Below are 15,815 nucleotides of genomic sequence, written 5' to 3'. Positions count from 1 at the left end.
ATTTTATAAATAAATTTCAATGAAACCTACTTTAGTAATTCTGGCGGCAGGAATGGCGAGCCGCTACGGCAGCATGAAACAAACTGATGGATTTGGTCCGAATGGTGAGACGATAATTGATTATTCTATTTACGACGCTATTCAAGCTGGTTTCGGCAAAGTAATATTTGTTATCAAGCAAGAATTTGCAGAAAATTTTAAATCAATCTTTGAGCTGAAATTAAAAGGCAAGATCGAAACAGATTACGTATTCCAGAACTTCGATCTTCAAACATACGGTATAGACTTCGAAATCGAACGGGCAAAACCCTGGGGAACAGCACACGCCACTTTGGCGGCAAAAAATGCTGTTAAGGAGCCTTTTTGTGTCATCAATGCGGACGATTTTTATGGGCGTGAAGCCTACCAGAAAATGCACGACTTCCTGACTTCAGAAGTTAGTGATAATCAGTTTTCATTGATCGGTTTTCAGACCGATAAAACCTTATCAGATTACGGATCAGTCTCGCGGGGTGTATGTGAGGTTGACGATTCAGGAAACATGACAGAAGTTAATGAGCGTATTAAGGTTTATTTTAAGAAGGATGCTGACGGTAACAATACTTCCGAAGTTGCCTACGAAGAAAATGGAGAGGAATTCCCTTTAAAAGCAGACTCGCGGGTTTCTATGAATTTTTGGGGCTTCACCCCGAAAGTATTTGAACTTTCTGCTGAGATGTTCAAAAATTTTGCTCTTAAAAACAAAGACAATCCCAAAGCCGAATTTTTCATCCCTCTTGTAGCAGATGAACTAATTAAAACCGGTAAGGCAGCATTTAAAGTTATTCCTACGCAGAATAAGTGGTTTGGAGTAACTTATATTGAAGATAAACCTATCGTACAAGAGAATATTGACAAACTGGTGGAAAGCGGTGAGTACCCAACGGATTTGTGGACATAAATGATTATCTGAATCCTTATTATTCTGAAATTAGTCAGCAAATGGGCAAATTATCAAGGCACATCATAATGATGTGTTTTTTTATGCCTCAGATATTAATGCTTAAAGTTACATTCAACTCATATCGCAGGCCTTACATTTTTCATATATTTAGTGACAAAAGCAATTACTATGTTGATAAAGAAAATTATTTCCGTTCTGACCATTGCAATGTTTCCGGCTTTACTATTCGCACAAAGCGGAAAAGTGTCAGATAACCTATCTCTGCCCAGCAAGATTCTGAATGGAGATCGAAAATACGGGATTTATCTCCCGCCGGATTACGCCACTTCAGAACGTAATTACCCTGTGCTGTACCTTTTACATGGATCGGGTGATGATCAAACCGGATGGATTCAGTTTGGCGAAGTTTTAAATATCACTGATAAAGCCATCAATGAAGGCACAGCTACGCCAATGATCATTGTAATGCCCGATGCCAATACCGGCACACGTGGTTATTTCAATAGTATGAAAGGGGATTGGCTGTATGAAGATTTCTTCTTCAATGAATTTATGCCATTTATAGAAAAAAAATACCGTATTAAGAAAGACAAGCGTTTCCGAGCCATCTCCGGACTTTCAATGGGTGGCGGAGGAACATTCATGTATGCCCTTCATCATCCGGAATTATTTTCTGCAGCTGCCCCTCTGAGTGCCTCTGTAGGACCTGTTACCCTGGAGGAAGCAAAAACCACGTATAGAAGAAATACCCCTGATGCCACCGATGAGCAAATAGAAACTTATTATAATCGTCATAGCGCAGTTGCATTAGTTAAAGCCATGCCCGATGCAATTAAAACAAGCGTACGATGGTTTATCGATTGTGGAGATGACGACAGACTTTCGCCCGGAAATACCTTTGTACACATGGCGATGAAGGAAAAACAGGTTCCTCATGAATTCCGGATCAGGGACGGTGGACATACCTGGACCTATTGGAGGGCCTCCTTACCTAAGGTGTTAGAATTTGTATCGGAATCGTTTCACCAGTATTAAAATTTATACGCGTTAACTGAGCGTAATAAATATTAAGATTCACAGGATTATAGGATTCGTAAAATCTAGATGTAGAATTCGCAAATGATCCACCCCTACGCCAAGCGGAAGACACTAGGCGCCCAACATCCTATCAATCCTATCATCTTATGAATCCTATTACACCATTCTCCCTCCCTAAATTCTAATTAAACAAAAGAGGCTGCCATTTTGGGACAGCCTCTTTCTTTATAAGACGGTAATTCTATTTCTTTTCGTCCTCTTTCACTTCCTCAAAATCAACGTCAGTTACATGATCTCCGTTATCTTGTGCGGAAGCCTCCCCTTGCGGCTGCCCTTCCTGACTTGCTCCGGCTTCCTGAGAAGCTTTGTACATATCTTCCGATGCAACATTCCAAGCCGCCTGCAGCTCTGTTTGTGCAATATCAATAGTTGCGAAATCTTTAGATGCATGAGCATCTTTTAATTTCTTCAAGCCTTCCTCGATTGGCGTCTTCTTATCCTCAGATAATTTATCACCGTATTCTTTCAATTGCTTTTCAGTAGAAAAGATCAGGGCATCAGCAGCATTCAGTTTTTCAACCTCCTCGCGTGCTTGTTTATCAGATTCAGCATTTGCTTCTGCTTCATCCTTCATCTTTTTAATTTCTTCGTCAGTTAACCCTGAAGAAGCTTCAATACGAATCTTTTGTTCTTTCCCAGTAGCTTTATCTTTTGCACCTACATGTAGGATACCATTGGCGTCAATATCAAAAGTAACTTCAATTTGAGGGATGCCGCGTGGTGACGGTGGGATACCGTCAAGGTGGAACCTTCCAATCGTTCTGTTTTGATTAGCCATCGGGCGTTCACCTTGAAGGATATGAATCTCCACTGACGGCTGGTTGTCAGAAGCTGTTGAGAATACTTCAGATTTTTTTGACGGTATTGTAGTATTAGCTTCTATCAGTTTAGTCATTACGCCACCCATAGTTTCAATACCTAATGAAAGAGGAGTAACATCTAATAGAAGTACATCTTTAACCTCACCGGTTAATACACCTCCCTGAATTGCGGCACCGATAGCAACAACCTCATCTGGGTTAACACCCTTTGAAGGCTCTTTACCGAAGAACGCTTTTACAGCATCCTGAATTGCAGGAATACGAGTAGAACCACCAACGAGAATAATTTCATCGATATCTGATGTACTTAAGCCGGCATTCTTTAGCGCTTTTTTGCAAGGCTCAATTGTACGTTTGATCAGGCTATCTGCCAATTGCTCAAATTTTGCGCGGGTTAATGTCTTTACAAGGTGTTTGGGCATGCCATCACCTGCAGATATGTATGGAAGGTTTATCTCTGTCTGAGTAGAGCTCGACAACTCGATCTTAGCTTTTTCAGCAGCTTCTTTTAACCGCTGCAGAGCCATTGGATCTTTGCGGAGATCAATACCTTCATCACTTTTAAATTCGTCAGCCATCCAGTCGATAATCGTTGCATCGAAGTCATCACCACCCAGGTGTGTATCACCGTCAGTTGACTTTACCTCAAATACACCATCTCCAAGTTCAAGTACAGAAACATCATGTGTTCCACCACCGCAGTCGAATACCACGATTTTCATATCCTTGTGAGCTTTATCCAAACCATAAGCAAGTGCTGCGGCAGTAGGCTCATTAATGATACGTGATACTTTTAAACCGGCAATCTCTCCAGCTTCCTTGGTCGCCTGACGCTGAGCATCATTAAAGTACGCCGGAACGGTAATAACCGCTTCTGTCACTTCGTGTCCAAGAAAATCTTCAGCCGTCTTTTTCATTTTCTGCAAGATCATTGCTGAAATTTCCTGCGGAGTATACAAACGATCGTCAATCTTAACGCGCGGAGTATTGTTGTCCCCTTTTTCAACTGTATATGGAACACGAGATATCTCATTAGTAACTTCGCCGAAGCTGTTACCCATAAATCTCTTTATCGAAGAAATAGTTTTCGTAGGATTGGTAATTGCCTGGCGTTTTGCCGGATCCCCCACCTTACGTTCTCCATTATCAACAAATGCAACAATCGAAGGCGTCGTACGCTTTCCTTCGCTGTTTGGAATAACTACAGGTTCATTACCTTCCATCACTGCAACGCATGAATTTGTTGTTCCTAAGTCAATACCAATTATCTTTGCCATATTATAATTACCCTTCTTTAATTTTATTTAGTTTCTACAGTGCAATAACAAGCGTTGTGCCAAATCAAATAGCGCCTTATATTGACAGTATTTTGCCAGCAGGAGCCTTAAATACAGCACAAACTGTAGCGTTTGAAAATGACAGGATGGCAGAGGGGATTCGGACTAAGCTATCTCTGGCAGTGAAGCTGTTTCTCTGGTTTTCATATTACTGATGATAGTTTCAAAAAGCTTCTCCTCTGAAAAGGGCTTTAAAATATGATCGTTCATACCGATTGCCATGTATTCTAAAAGGTCCTTTTCCATGGCATTTGCCGTGATTGCCAAGATTGGCACCCGGGATTTTGCAGTGTCGGTGAAAGCCCTGATCAATTTTGTAAGGGAAATTCCATCACCGTCGGGCATATGGATGTCAGAAAGTACCATGTCGTAAGTTTCCCTCTCAAAAAAGTCGAGAGCTTCCCGCCCACTTTCAACAACATCGAATGCTAATCCCCATTTATTAAAAATGGTGCTGATGAGCTTTATGTTCATCTTGTCATCTTCTGCTACGAGCACTTTTAGGGAGGCTAAAGACGCAACGTCGAGAGCCGGTTTAACACTTTTCTTAATATCTGGTTCAAGTGAGAGTTGAAAAGGCAAATAAGGGATTTAAAATGTAAATACTGACCCTTGCCCCAACTCGCTTTTCACTTCAATATTTCCAAACCTTTCCGCAGTCGAAGCAAAACAAAAAACCCGCTCTTTTCAGATCGGGTCTTTATTATCCAAATAAAAAGCTGAATTATGCTTTTTTATCTTCAGTATCATCACCTTCAGCCGGAGCCTGTGGAGCAGCTTCCTCAGCAACCGGAGCATCTTCAGCAATTGCAACCTCTTCAGTTGCAACTTCGTCAACTACTGGTGCAGCTTCAGCGACTGGAGCATCAACAGCATCAGAAACGGGTGCTTCTTCAACAATAACAGCTTCTTCAACCGGAGCAGCTTCGGCTTTTGGAGTTATCCCTGCAGAAGCAGGTCCATCAGCTTTCTTCGCTTTCGAACCACGACGACGTGTCGTTTTCTTCTCAGAAGCTGCTGCATCGCCACTAGTATAGATTTCGTTGTAATCTACTAATTCAATAAGGGCCATCGATGCATTATCACCAAGGCGGTTTCCCATCTTCAAGATACGGGTATAGCCACCTGGACGGTTTGCTACTTTAGCAGCGATATCGCGGAAAAGGATAGAAACTACTTCTTTATTCTGTAAATAACTAAATACTGTACGACGTGAGTGAGTAGTATCATCTTTTGATTTCGTGATGATAGGTTCAACATACACCCGTAAAGCTTTGGCTTTGGCAAGTGTTGTTGTAATGCGCTTGTGTAAGATAAGCGAAGAAGCCATATTAGCCAGCATCGCTCTGCGGTGACTGTCTGTACGACTTAAATGGTTTACTTTTTTACCGTGTCTCATGTTTTGTTAAATTGTGCACGTGCATACCGTCAATCAACCTTTCGGGATCGGGAATTATGCATTTCGCTTATTATTATATTATTATTCTTCGTCTAATTTAAATTTCGAAAGGTTCATGCCAAAAGACAAGCCTTTAGATTTTACTAAATCCTGAATTTCAGTAAGAGATTTTTTACCGAAGTTTCTAAATTTAAGCATATCAGCAACATCGTAAGAAACAAGGTCAGCTAATGAACGGATATCCGCGGCTTTAAGGCAATTTAATGCACGAACAGAAAGATCAAGATCGACCAGTTCCATTTTTAGTATCTTCCGCATGTGCAGAATTTCCTCGTCAACTTCCTTAGTTTCTTCTTTAGCTTGAGATTCAAGCATGATGTTCTCATCAGAGAATAACATAAAGTGGTGGATCAAAATCTTGGCAGCTTCTTTCAAAGCCTCTTCCGGGTGGATTGAACCATCAGTGGTAATATCCAGAACTAATTTCTCGTAATCCGTTTTTTGTTCTACACGAAAGTTCTCTATTGTGTATTTAACGTTCTTGATCGGTGTATAGATCGAATCAATTGCAATAACGCCAAGAACTGCATCCGCATTTTTGTTTTCTTCTGCGGCGATGTAACCTCTACCTTTGCTAACTGTTAATTCGATCTCCATAGTTACTGAAGTTTCCATATTACAGATAACCATATCTGAATTCAGAACAGTGAAGTTGTTGGAGAACTTGGTAATGTCGCCAGCTTTAAACTGATCCTGTCCGTTGATGATCACAAAAATCTTTTCGTTGTCGCCAGACTCACCAGTTTTTTTGAAACGTACTTGCTTTAAGTTAAGTATAATCTCAGTGACGTCCTCTACAACACCTTTGATGGTAGAGAACTCATGAGAAACACCTGACAGGCGTACTGAAGTTATTGCAAAACCTTCCAGGGAAGATAGAAGTATTCTCCGTAAAGCATTACCAATGGTGACACCAAAACCAGGCTCTAGGGGTCTGAATTCGAATGTTCCGTCGAAATCCGTAGATTTCTGCATGATAACTTTATCAGGTTTCTGAAATGCTAAGATTGCCATTTATGTATTTTGTTTATTGTTAATGGATATGAGACCTGCCTACCGCAGGCAGGTGTGAGATGTGAGATGTGAGATATGAGACTAAACTATGTCTCACTACTCATATCTCATATCTTATACCTTACTTAGAGTATAACTCGACGATAAGGTTTTCCTTGATATTTTCAGGGATCTCATCGCGGCTTGGGTAGTTAAGAAACTTACCTGTTAAAGTATTAGCATCCCATTCTAACCAGCTGAATTTATTTATTGTTCTCGCTGCAACAGAATGTGAAACAGCTTCAAGAGACTTTGAACGCTCACGAACAGCGACAACGTCACCTGCACGTAAAGCATAAGAAGCAATATTTACTATTTCACCGTTAACTGTGATGTGCTTGTGGCCTACCAGCTGGCGTGCAGCAGAGCGGGTTGGAGCGATTCCCAAACGGTAAACTGTATTGTCTAAACGTGCTTCGAGGAATTTCAAAAGGTTTTCACCCGTGATTCCTTCTTTAGCAGAAGCCTTGTGGAAAAGATTTTCGAAGTAGCGCTCTAATACACCATAAGTATATTTAACCTTTTGCTTCTCCATCAACTGCACTGCAAACTCAGATTGCTTACCTCTTTTTCTGGAGGTACCGTGCATTCCCGGAGGATAATTTTTTCTTTCTAATGCCTTATCAGGACCGAAAATTGGTTCTCTGAATCTACGGGCGATTTTGGACTTGGGTCCGGTATATCTAGCCATGGTTGTGTATTTTTAAAGTATCTTCCCGGCTAATCCGGGAGAATCTTAGCTTTAAAACTGATTATTATTAATTAAACTCTTCTTCTTTTTGGAGGACGGCAACCATTGTGTGGTAGCGGAGTGATATCCTGAATAGTGGTAACCTCAATTCCGGAAGTCTGCAGAGTACGGATAGCTGACTCACGGCCTGAACCAGGACCTTTAACATATACCTGCACTTTACGAAGACCAAGATCATGTGCTACTTTAGCACAGTCGCCTGCAGCCTGCCCTGCTGCATATGGAGTGTTTTTCTTGGAACCTTTAAAACCCATTTTACCGGCAGATGACCAGCTTATTGTTTGACCCTGAAGGTTAGTCAGAGTGATAATGATATTGTTAAAGGTTGCGTTAACATGTGCTTCGCCTATTGGTTCAACAATAACAACGCGCTTTTTGGTTACTTTTTTAGTTTTTGCCATTTTTAGAGATTTGAGAAGTGAGACTTGTTCCGATCCTGATCGGGACGGCACTCATATCTATTTCTTTTTTGATAATCATGAGCTGAGAACTTTCGATATTTGCATATCTAAATTCTCACAACTCATATCTACCTGCTGGTAGGCAGGTTTAATACTATTTAGTTGCTTTTTTCTTGTTTGCTACAGTCTTACGTTTTCCTTTACGGGTACGTGAGTTGTTCTTAGTACGTTGTCCGCGAACAGGTAATCCTTTACGGTGACGTAATCCACGGTAACAACCAATGTCCATCAAACGCTTGATGTTCAACTGTACTTCAGAGCGAAGTGCACCTTCAACCTTAATTTCATCATTGATGAAACCACGAATTGCTGCCAATTGATCATCAGTCCACTCCTGTACCTTGATATTTACATCAATACCAGCGTCATTCAGTATCCGTTGGGCGGTAGACTTGCCTATTCCGTAAATGTAAGTAAGTCCAATCTCTCCTCTTTTGTTTCTTGGTAAATCAATACCTGCTATCCTTGCCATATATTATTGAAGTTGTACGTTTTACGTTGTACGTTTTACGTTTCTAAACGCTGCGCTAACCGCCCAGACGTATAACGTAAAACGTATTACGTATAACTATTAATTATCCCTGACGTTGTTTGTACTTAGGATTCTTTTTGTTGATCACATAAAGTACACCCTTACGACGGATCACTTTACAGTCGACGCTACGTTTTTTAATTGATGCTCTAACCTTCATCTCTATTCTATTTATATCTGTACGTTATTCTACCCTTACTCAAATCATATGGAGACATCTCTAATTTTACCTTATCGCCAGGCAAAATTTTAATATAGTGCATTCTCATCTTACCTGATATATGCGCTATGATCTCATGTCCGTTTTCAAGCTCAACCCGAAACATTGCATTAGACAATGCTTCCCTAATTATTCCGTCTTGTTCAATTGAAGCCTGTTTGGCCATATAGTATTTTAATTTCCCTAATGTCTTTTTCTACTCATAAAGGGTTGAGAAATCGGTTTTTCTATAATCTATCTCAAAAACAAACCTTTACGTCCTGGTTTTTACTTCATTTGCCCTATCGGAACAGGGATGCAAAATTAAATAAAAGTTTTTATATTTTAATATTTTTGTTCTAAAACTTCTTCAACAAAACTAAAGGTTGATAGAACGTCAGCCTTCCCCTTTTTAACAGCTACTGTATGCTCGTAATGGGCCGATGGCTTTTTGTCAACAGAACTTACCGTCCACCCGTCATCCCAAAACTTAACTCCTGCTTTGCCGCCATTAATCATCGGTTCGATTGCGATCACCATTCCTTCCTCAAGCTTTATCCCGGAACCACGTTTTCCATAATTAGGAACTTCAGGCTTTTCATGAAGCATTATTCCCACCCCATGGCCCACCAGTTCTTTAACTACACCAAATCCATTTTTCTCAGCGTGTTCCTGGATTGCGTAGCCAACATCACCAACGCGCATACCAATAACTGCTTTCTCTATACCAAGGTTAAGGCACTCTTTAGTAATCTTCAAAAGCTTCATGGTTTCCGCCTTTACATTTCCAATCGGAAAAGTATATGCAGAGTCACCAAAGTATTTATTCAGTACCACACCACAATCAACAGATACGATGTCGCCGTCTCTGATTTCCTGATCGCCGGGGAAACCATGGACCACCTGATCGTTTAAAGAAATACAAAGCGAGTAAGGGAAACCGTTGTAGTTTAAAAAAGCTGGGACTCCCCCGTGGTCACGGATGAAAGTCTCTGCTAATTTATCAAGTTCTATAGTTTTCAGACCCTCTCTGATAACCTTAGCCACTTCGGCCAGGGTTTTAGATACAAGAAGAGAACTTTCTCGTATTTTCTCGATATCCTCAGCCGACTTGAAATGAATTTTCGACATCTACGACCTTAAATTACCGAACCGCCGGTAACCGGTGTACGTCCTTTAATTCTTCCAGTCTTCATCAAACCATCATAATGACGCATTAATAAATGACTCTCAACCTGTTGTAAGGTATCCAGCACTACACCTACGAGAATCAACAAAGAAGTACCTCCATAGAAACTGGCAAACTGACTATTGACACCTAAAATAATAGCAATAGCTGGCATGATAGCAATTATGGCAAGGAAGATTGATCCCGGAAGCGTGATCTTTGAAATAACAGCATCGATATAATCGCCCGTAGTTTTACCAGGCTTAACACCCGGAACAAAACCGCCATTCTTCTTCATATCGTCTGACATTTGAACCGGATTCACGGTAATTGCAGTGTAGAAAAATGTAAAAGCAATGATCATGAAGGCAAAGGTCAGATTATACGTTAAAGAAGTATAATCACTGAATGAAGCCAGGAATGAAGACTGCATCGACGGGAAGAATGAACTTATTGTAGTGGGTATGAACATAATCGCCTGCGCGAAAATGATTGGCATAACACCGGCAGAATTAACCTTGAGTGGAATATACTGACGTACACCACCATATTGCTTAGCACCAACAATCTTTTTTGCATATTGTACAGGAATTTTTCTAACACCCTGAACAATAAGTATTGTAAACATCACTACAAGGAATAATGCAGCAAGTTCAACGAATAAAGTAACTAATCCACCCTGAGCTCCCATACGAGATTCGAATTCTGCCAGTAGACCAAAGGGCAATTGGGCAATAATCCCCACCATGATGATCATTGAGATACCGTTACCAATACCTTTATCGGTTATCTTCTCACCCAGCCATACAACAAACATTGTTGCAGCAGTAAGTATGAACATAGAAGAAATAGTAAACATCGGATCGGCCAGTAAACGAGCTTCCGGAGCTATTTGTGTTTTCACATATCCCATAGCTTGCAGGGCAGTAATAACTATAGTCAAATAACGGGTTACCTGATTGATCTTTTTACGACCGCTTTCACCTTCTTTCTGAAGCTTCTGAAAATAAGGAACAGCTATACCTAACAGCTGTACAACAATAGATGCAGAAATGTACGGCATAACACCCAATGCGAAAATAGAGTTACGGGAGAATGATCCGCCCGCAAACATATTCAGTAATCCAAGAAGCCCTTCTTTAGCTTCTGCATCTTGTATAGATGCAGGATCCACACCGGGTATAATTATAAAAGATCCAATTCTATAAACTAAAAGGCATAAGAGCGTGAAAAGTATCCGCGCCCTCAGGTCTTCAATTTTCCAGATATTGGATAGCGTTGTAAAAAGCTTCTTCATGTGTAATATTACAATTTAACTATTGCACCACCAGCAGCTTCGATAGCTTTTTGAGCTGCCTCAGAGAAAGCATGAGCCTTAACATCAAGTTTAGCTTTAACTTCTCCTCTGCCTAAAATCTTAATTAGGTCATTCTTTGAAGCTAAACCATGCTCTCTAAATGTATCAAAATCAATTGCAGTTAAATTATATGTTTCCGCCAGTGTTTGTAACGCATCCAAATTGATTGCTACATACTCTGTACGGTTTATAGGGTTAAATCCTACTTTAGGTAAACGACGTTGCAAAGGCATTTGCCCTCCTTCGAAACCCACCTTGCTCTTATAACCAGAGCGCGATCCCGCACCTTTGTGACCACGTGTGGAGGTCCCACCGCGACCCGAACCGGTACCACGACCGATACGTTTCCTATTTTTTGTTGAACCTTCTGCAGGTTGTAAGTTACTTAAGTTCATGATATCAGATACTTTCTACTGCTACTAAATGATTAACTTTTCTCACCATCCCGATAATTGCAGGATTGGCTTCAACCTCTACAGAATGATTGATTTTTCTCAATCCCAATGCCTGTATGGTTCTTTTCTGACGCTCGCTTCTATCGATAACGCTTTTAATCTGGGTTATTTTAATCTTAGCCATGATGATTATCCGTTAAATACTTTCTTAAGATCCACACCACGGTGCTGAGCTACGGTATACGCATCACGTAATTGTGATAATGCTAATACTGTTGCCTTAACCACGTTATGCGGGTTAGATGAACCTTTTGACTTTGCAAGTACGTTATGTACACCAGCACTTTCAAGAACAGCACGCATTGCACCACCTGCAATTACACCGGTACCCGGCGCAGCTGGCTTAATGAATACAAAACCCCCTGAATATTTACCGATCTGCTCGTGAGGCACAGTTCCATTGATTACGGGAACCTTTACCAGGTTTTTCTTTGCATCGTCGATACCTTTAGCAATTGCTTCAGTAACCTCTTTTGCTTTACCAAGTCCGAAACCTACAATTCCATTCTCATCACCTACCACAACAATAGCAGAAAAGCTGAAGGTACGTCCGCCTTTGGTAACTTTAGCAACACGCTGGATGCTCACTAAGCGGTCTTTTAATTCGATCTCGCTTGATTTTACTCTTTTTATATTGATTGTTGACATTTTACTTTCAGATTAAAATATTAAACCAGCTTCACGTGCACCTTCTGCCAATGACTTAACACGGCCATGGTAGAGATAACCATTTCTGTCGAACACTACAGTGTTAACACCTGCTGCAATCGCTTTTTCTGCTACTGATTTACCAACTGCTTTAGACTGATCAGATTTATTACCGCTTGCAGTAAAATCTTTCGACAAAGATGATGCTGAAACGATTGTTTTTCCGCTGTTATCATCGATAATCTGAGCATAAATCCCTTTGTTACTTCTATATACAGATAAACGTGGGCGCTCAGAAGAACCTGTTAATCTCTTTCTGATTCCTCTTTTAATTCGCTCTCTGCGAGATAATTTAATTCCTGCCATGATGATTATTTTTTAGCGGCTGATTTACCAGCTTTTCTTCTTAACACTTCACCAACAAACTTGATACCTTTACCTTTATATGGCTCAGGAGTACGTAACGAACGTATCTTCGCTGCCACTTGTCCAAGTAATTGTTTGTCTATACTCTCTAAAGTAATGATCGGGTTTTTACCCTTTTCAGATGCCGTAGTAACTTTGATCTCTTTAGGTAATTCAAACACAAAATGGTGAGAGAATCCTAACACAAGGTCAAGTGTGTTACCTACGTTTGTCGCACGGTAACCAACACCTACAAGCTCCTGGGAAGTTTTATATCCTTCCGTAACTCCAATAACCATGTTATTGATCAATGAACGGTATAAACCGTGCAATGCTTTGTGACGTTTTTGCTCAGACGGGCGTTCTACTGTAAGTATTCCATCTTCCTGACTAAGTTTGATATCTGTATCCACATTCTGGGTTAATTCACCCTTAGGACCCTTAACAGTAACTATATTTTGATCATCAACTGATATAGTAACATCAGTTGGAATATTAATCGGGGCTTTTCCTATTCTTGACATCTTCTTATCCTCCTATTAATAAACGTAACATAAAACTTCACCGCCAATATTCAGGTTTTTAGCCTCTTTATCAGTCATTACACCTTTAGAAGTGGAAAGGATAGCGATTCCCAAACCGTTTAATACACGCGGCATATTTTCAACACCGGCATATCTTCTCAGACCAGGTCTGCTGATACGTGAAATGTTGCGGATCGCGGATATTTTAGTTATCGGATTATACTTCAAAGCGATCTTAATCGTACCCTGAGCGGTAGTGTCTTCAAACTTGTAATTAGTGATGTAACCTTTGTCAAAAAGAACTTTTGTCATCTCTTTTTTCAGGTTTGATGCAGGAATTTCTACCACACGGTGGTTGGCCTTAATGGCATTCCTTACTCGTGTAAGATAATCTGCTATTGGATCTGTATTCATTATTTATTTGTTGTGATGGTGGTTTCCTTCCGGACCTGCCGTCGGTTAATTGAATTGTTATGTGTTACGAGTTATGTGTTACGAGGTCTGGGCGCTTAGCCTCATAACTCACAACACGTAACCGGTAACAGTCCTACCAGGAAGCCTTGCGGATCCCAGGAATCTTACCTGCCAAAGCCATGTCGCGGAAAACAACACGGCAAATACCGAATTGACGCATATAACCACGCGGACGGCCAGTTAATTTACATCGATTGTGTAAACGTACCGGTGAAGAGTTTTTAGGTAATTTATCAAGACCTTCTAAATCTCCGGCAGCTTTAAGGGCTGCTCTTTTGTCTGCGTATTTGGCAACTAATCTGGCACGTTTTACTTCGCGCGCTTTTACACCTTCTTTAGCCATTATTGTTGTATTGGAGTTTGATTCTTAAATGGTAATCCAAATTGTTTCAGTAATTCTAATGCTTCAACATCAGTTTTAGCTGTAGTTACAAAGGTAATATCCATACCCAGGATCTTATTGATCTGATCAATGTTGATCTCAGGGAAAATGATCTGCTCAGTGATACCTAATGTATAGTTACCACGACCGTCAAATCCTTTATCATTGATACCTTTGAAATCACGGATACGTGGAAGAGCCACCGCGATCAAACGATCAAGGAACTCATACATATTGTTATCACGTAATGTAACACGAACGCCAATCGGCATTCCTTTACGTAACTTAAAGTTAGATATATCTTTCTTCGATTTTGCAGAGATGGCTTTCTGACCAGTGATGGTCGTCATTTCATTGATTGCATTATCAATAAGCTTCTTATCAGTTGCAGCTGCACCAACACCCTGGTTGATCGCAATCTTCAGCAAACGGGGAACCTGCATTACGCTCTTATATTGGAACTTATCCTTTAAAGCGGTAACCATTTCCTCTTTATATTTTGTTTTTAATCTTGGTATGTAAGCCATTACTTAATTTCCTCTCCAGACTTTTTTGCGACGCGAATTGATTTGCCATCTGCATTTTTCTGCTTTCCAACGCGTGAAGGTTTTCCGCTTTTCGCGTCAACTACCATTACATTAGAAACATGAAGACTGGCTTCCATTTTTACAATACCACCGTTTGGAGTGGCAGCATTTGGTTTTGTATGTTTCGACACCATGTTAGCGCCTTCAACTATAACTCTGTTAGTAGCTAAAACTACTTCTAAAACCTTTCCTTGTTTTCCTTTAGAATCACCTGCGGTAACTTGTACCAGGTCTCCCTTGCGGATCTTCAATTTAGGCTGTGATTTTATTTTCTTCTCCATTTTTACAAAACCTCCGGTGCTAATGATACAATCTTCATGAATTGTTTTTCACGTAGCTCTCTGGCAACAGGGCCGAAAATACGTGTTCCACGCGGCTCGTCCTGAGCATTCAGCAATACAGCTGCATTATCGTCAAAGCGGATATATGATCCGTCTTTACGTCTGATTTCTTTCTTTGTTCTAACAATAACCGCCTTAGAGACAGTTCCTTTTTTGATGTTCCCTGATGGAAGCGCACTTTTTACTGTGACAACTACTTTGTCACCTATGGATGCGTAACGCTTGCCGGTACCACCTAAAACACGGATTACTAAAACCTCTTTAGCTCCACTGTTGTCAGCAACATTCAGTCTTGATTCCTGTTGTACCATGTTACTTAGCTCTTTCTAAAATTTCCACTAATCTCCAATTCTTGGTCTTACTCAGCGGACGAGTTTCCATAATTAACACTGTATCACCGATACCGCAAGTGTTAGTCTCGTCATGAGCCATAAATTTGGTAGTTTTCTTAACAAACTTACCATAGATCGGGTGCTTCACTTTCCTTTCAACTGCAACTACAATAGATTTCTCCATCTTGTTGCTTACCACCAGCCCGGTTCTTGTTTTTCTTAATTGTCTTTCCATTTTGGACTTTTATTTATTCAGAAGCGGACTCTGGCTCTGCAGATGCTGCAACTTGTGCTGCCTCCGCTTTGCGCTTAGTCAATTCTGTGTTTAAACGTGCTACATCTTTTCTAACCTTTGTGATCCTTGTCGGATTTTCAATTGCAGATACAGTATGTGCAAATTTCAGTTTAGTGAGATTAGCTTTCTCTTCATTAATTCGGGCTACAACTTCTTCAGTTGATAGTTCGTGTATTTCTGAGTTCTTCATTTT

Annotated in this window: 25 protein-coding genes; 2 read left to right on the top strand and 23 right to left on the bottom strand. The window is 40.5% G+C overall.

Annotated features, from left to right (window positions below; genetic code table 11):
* Nucleotides 1-19: 19 nt before the first annotated feature.
* Both ACLL8Z_RS06485 and ACLL8Z_RS06480 read left to right on the top strand, forming a co-directional pair.
* Nucleotides 20-940, top strand: a complete 921-nt coding sequence (locus tag ACLL8Z_RS06485; protein WP_411273950.1) for an NDP-sugar synthase — start codon at nt 20-22, stop codon at nt 938-940.
* Nucleotides 941-1,111: 171 nt separating this feature from the next.
* Nucleotides 1,112-1,978 carry an alpha/beta hydrolase gene (locus ACLL8Z_RS06480; protein ID WP_411273949.1) on the top strand — a complete coding sequence of 289 codons (867 nt, stop codon included), beginning with the start codon at nt 1,112-1,114 and terminating at the stop codon, nt 1,976-1,978.
* Between the two features lie 244 nt (nt 1,979-2,222).
* On the opposite strand, the gene dnaK is transcribed toward ACLL8Z_RS06480, so the two are convergent.
* The 23 genes from dnaK to rpmC all read right to left on the bottom strand — a co-directional run bounded on the left by dnaK (nt 2,223) and on the right by rpmC (nt 15,812).
* The gene (dnaK, locus tag ACLL8Z_RS06475) at nt 2,223-4,139 is read right to left on the bottom strand and encodes a molecular chaperone DnaK (protein WP_411273948.1); all 1,917 of its coding nucleotides are present in this window, start codon (nt 4,137-4,139) and stop codon (nt 2,223-2,225) included.
* 165 nt (nt 4,140-4,304) lie between these two features.
* Nucleotides 4,305-4,781 carry a response regulator gene (locus ACLL8Z_RS06470; RefSeq protein WP_411273947.1) on the bottom strand — a complete coding sequence of 159 codons (477 nt, stop codon included), beginning with the start codon at nt 4,779-4,781 and terminating at the stop codon, nt 4,305-4,307.
* A gap of 142 nt (nt 4,782-4,923) precedes the next feature.
* Nucleotides 4,924-5,598, bottom strand: a complete 675-nt coding sequence (gene rplQ, locus ACLL8Z_RS06465; RefSeq protein WP_411273946.1) for a 50S ribosomal protein L17 — start codon at nt 5,596-5,598, stop codon at nt 4,924-4,926.
* A gap of 81 nt (nt 5,599-5,679) precedes the next feature.
* Nucleotides 5,680-6,672 carry a DNA-directed RNA polymerase subunit alpha gene (locus tag ACLL8Z_RS06460; RefSeq protein WP_411273945.1) on the bottom strand — a complete coding sequence of 331 codons (993 nt, stop codon included), beginning with the start codon at nt 6,670-6,672 and terminating at the stop codon, nt 5,680-5,682.
* Nucleotides 6,673-6,793: 121 nt separating this feature from the next.
* Entirely contained in the window at nt 6,794-7,402 is a 609-nt protein-coding gene (gene rpsD / locus ACLL8Z_RS06455) for a 30S ribosomal protein S4 (protein ID WP_411273944.1), read from the bottom strand.
* A 71-nt stretch (nt 7,403-7,473) separates the two neighbouring features.
* Nucleotides 7,474-7,863: a 30S ribosomal protein S11 gene (rpsK, locus tag ACLL8Z_RS06450; RefSeq protein ID WP_090706486.1), complete on the bottom strand. Its 390-nt coding sequence runs from the start codon at nt 7,861-7,863 to the stop codon at nt 7,474-7,476.
* A 154-nt stretch (nt 7,864-8,017) separates the two neighbouring features.
* Nucleotides 8,018-8,395, bottom strand: coding sequence for a 30S ribosomal protein S13 (gene rpsM, locus ACLL8Z_RS06445; RefSeq protein WP_411273943.1), 378 nt, complete (start codon nt 8,393-8,395; stop codon nt 8,018-8,020).
* A gap of 103 nt (nt 8,396-8,498) precedes the next feature.
* Entirely contained in the window at nt 8,499-8,615 is a 117-nt protein-coding gene (gene rpmJ / locus ACLL8Z_RS06440) for a 50S ribosomal protein L36 (protein WP_411273942.1), read from the bottom strand.
* 7 nt (nt 8,616-8,622) lie between these two features.
* Nucleotides 8,623-8,841 carry a translation initiation factor IF-1 gene (infA, locus tag ACLL8Z_RS06435; RefSeq protein ID WP_026897900.1) on the bottom strand — a complete coding sequence of 73 codons (219 nt, stop codon included), beginning with the start codon at nt 8,839-8,841 and terminating at the stop codon, nt 8,623-8,625.
* 158 nt (nt 8,842-8,999) lie between these two features.
* Entirely contained in the window at nt 9,000-9,785 is a 786-nt protein-coding gene (gene map / locus ACLL8Z_RS06430; RefSeq protein WP_411273941.1) for a type I methionyl aminopeptidase, read from the bottom strand.
* An 8-nt stretch (nt 9,786-9,793) separates the two neighbouring features.
* Nucleotides 9,794-11,119, bottom strand: coding sequence for a preprotein translocase subunit SecY (gene secY, locus ACLL8Z_RS06425; protein ID WP_411273940.1), 1,326 nt, complete (start codon nt 11,117-11,119; stop codon nt 9,794-9,796).
* 8 nt (nt 11,120-11,127) lie between these two features.
* Nucleotides 11,128-11,574, bottom strand: coding sequence for a 50S ribosomal protein L15 (gene rplO, locus ACLL8Z_RS06420; protein ID WP_411273939.1), 447 nt, complete (start codon nt 11,572-11,574; stop codon nt 11,128-11,130).
* Between the two features lie 4 nt (nt 11,575-11,578).
* Nucleotides 11,579-11,758: a 50S ribosomal protein L30 gene (rpmD, locus tag ACLL8Z_RS06415; protein WP_411273938.1), complete on the bottom strand. Its 180-nt coding sequence runs from the start codon at nt 11,756-11,758 to the stop codon at nt 11,579-11,581.
* Between the two features lie 5 nt (nt 11,759-11,763).
* Nucleotides 11,764-12,282, bottom strand: a complete 519-nt coding sequence (rpsE, locus tag ACLL8Z_RS06410; RefSeq protein WP_411273937.1) for a 30S ribosomal protein S5 — start codon at nt 12,280-12,282, stop codon at nt 11,764-11,766.
* A 12-nt stretch (nt 12,283-12,294) separates the two neighbouring features.
* Nucleotides 12,295-12,648: a 50S ribosomal protein L18 gene (gene rplR / locus ACLL8Z_RS06405; protein WP_411273936.1), complete on the bottom strand. Its 354-nt coding sequence runs from the start codon at nt 12,646-12,648 to the stop codon at nt 12,295-12,297.
* Between the two features lie 5 nt (nt 12,649-12,653).
* Nucleotides 12,654-13,211 (bottom strand): 50S ribosomal protein L6, encoded by a 558-nt coding sequence (rplF, locus tag ACLL8Z_RS06400; RefSeq protein WP_411273935.1) that lies wholly within the window; start codon nt 13,209-13,211, stop codon nt 12,654-12,656.
* A 15-nt stretch (nt 13,212-13,226) separates the two neighbouring features.
* The gene (rpsH, locus tag ACLL8Z_RS06395; RefSeq protein ID WP_411273985.1) at nt 13,227-13,628 is read right to left on the bottom strand and encodes a 30S ribosomal protein S8; all 402 of its coding nucleotides are present in this window, start codon (nt 13,626-13,628) and stop codon (nt 13,227-13,229) included.
* Between the two features lie 130 nt (nt 13,629-13,758).
* Nucleotides 13,759-14,028: a 30S ribosomal protein S14 gene (gene rpsN / locus ACLL8Z_RS06390; protein ID WP_411273934.1), complete on the bottom strand. Its 270-nt coding sequence runs from the start codon at nt 14,026-14,028 to the stop codon at nt 13,759-13,761.
* Nucleotides 14,028-14,594 (bottom strand): 50S ribosomal protein L5, encoded by a 567-nt coding sequence (gene rplE / locus ACLL8Z_RS06385; RefSeq protein ID WP_411273933.1) that lies wholly within the window; start codon nt 14,592-14,594, stop codon nt 14,028-14,030. The genes rpsN and rplE overlap by 1 nt, the downstream gene beginning before the upstream one ends.
* Nucleotides 14,594-14,935: a 50S ribosomal protein L24 gene (rplX, locus tag ACLL8Z_RS06380; RefSeq protein WP_411273932.1), complete on the bottom strand. Its 342-nt coding sequence runs from the start codon at nt 14,933-14,935 to the stop codon at nt 14,594-14,596. Before rplX ends, rplE begins: the two co-directional genes overlap by 1 nt.
* A gap of 2 nt (nt 14,936-14,937) precedes the next feature.
* The gene (gene rplN, locus ACLL8Z_RS06375; protein ID WP_411273931.1) at nt 14,938-15,306 is read right to left on the bottom strand and encodes a 50S ribosomal protein L14; all 369 of its coding nucleotides are present in this window, start codon (nt 15,304-15,306) and stop codon (nt 14,938-14,940) included.
* Between the two features lies 1 nt (nt 15,307).
* A complete protein-coding gene (gene rpsQ, locus ACLL8Z_RS06370) occupies nt 15,308-15,562 on the bottom strand; it encodes a 30S ribosomal protein S17 (RefSeq protein WP_079702232.1) in 255 nt (84 codons plus the stop codon).
* Between the two features lie 13 nt (nt 15,563-15,575).
* Nucleotides 15,576-15,812: a 50S ribosomal protein L29 gene (gene rpmC / locus ACLL8Z_RS06365; RefSeq protein WP_411273984.1), complete on the bottom strand. Its 237-nt coding sequence runs from the start codon at nt 15,810-15,812 to the stop codon at nt 15,576-15,578.
* Between the last annotated feature and the right edge of the window lie 3 nt (nt 15,813-15,815).

The sequence above is a fragment of the Daejeonella sp. genome (assembly GCF_046590655.1).
Classification (GTDB): domain Bacteria; phylum Bacteroidota; class Bacteroidia; order Sphingobacteriales; family Sphingobacteriaceae; genus Daejeonella.
Note: the sequence above shows the minus strand (reverse complement) of the source record. Positions and strands in the feature narration are given on the sequence as shown.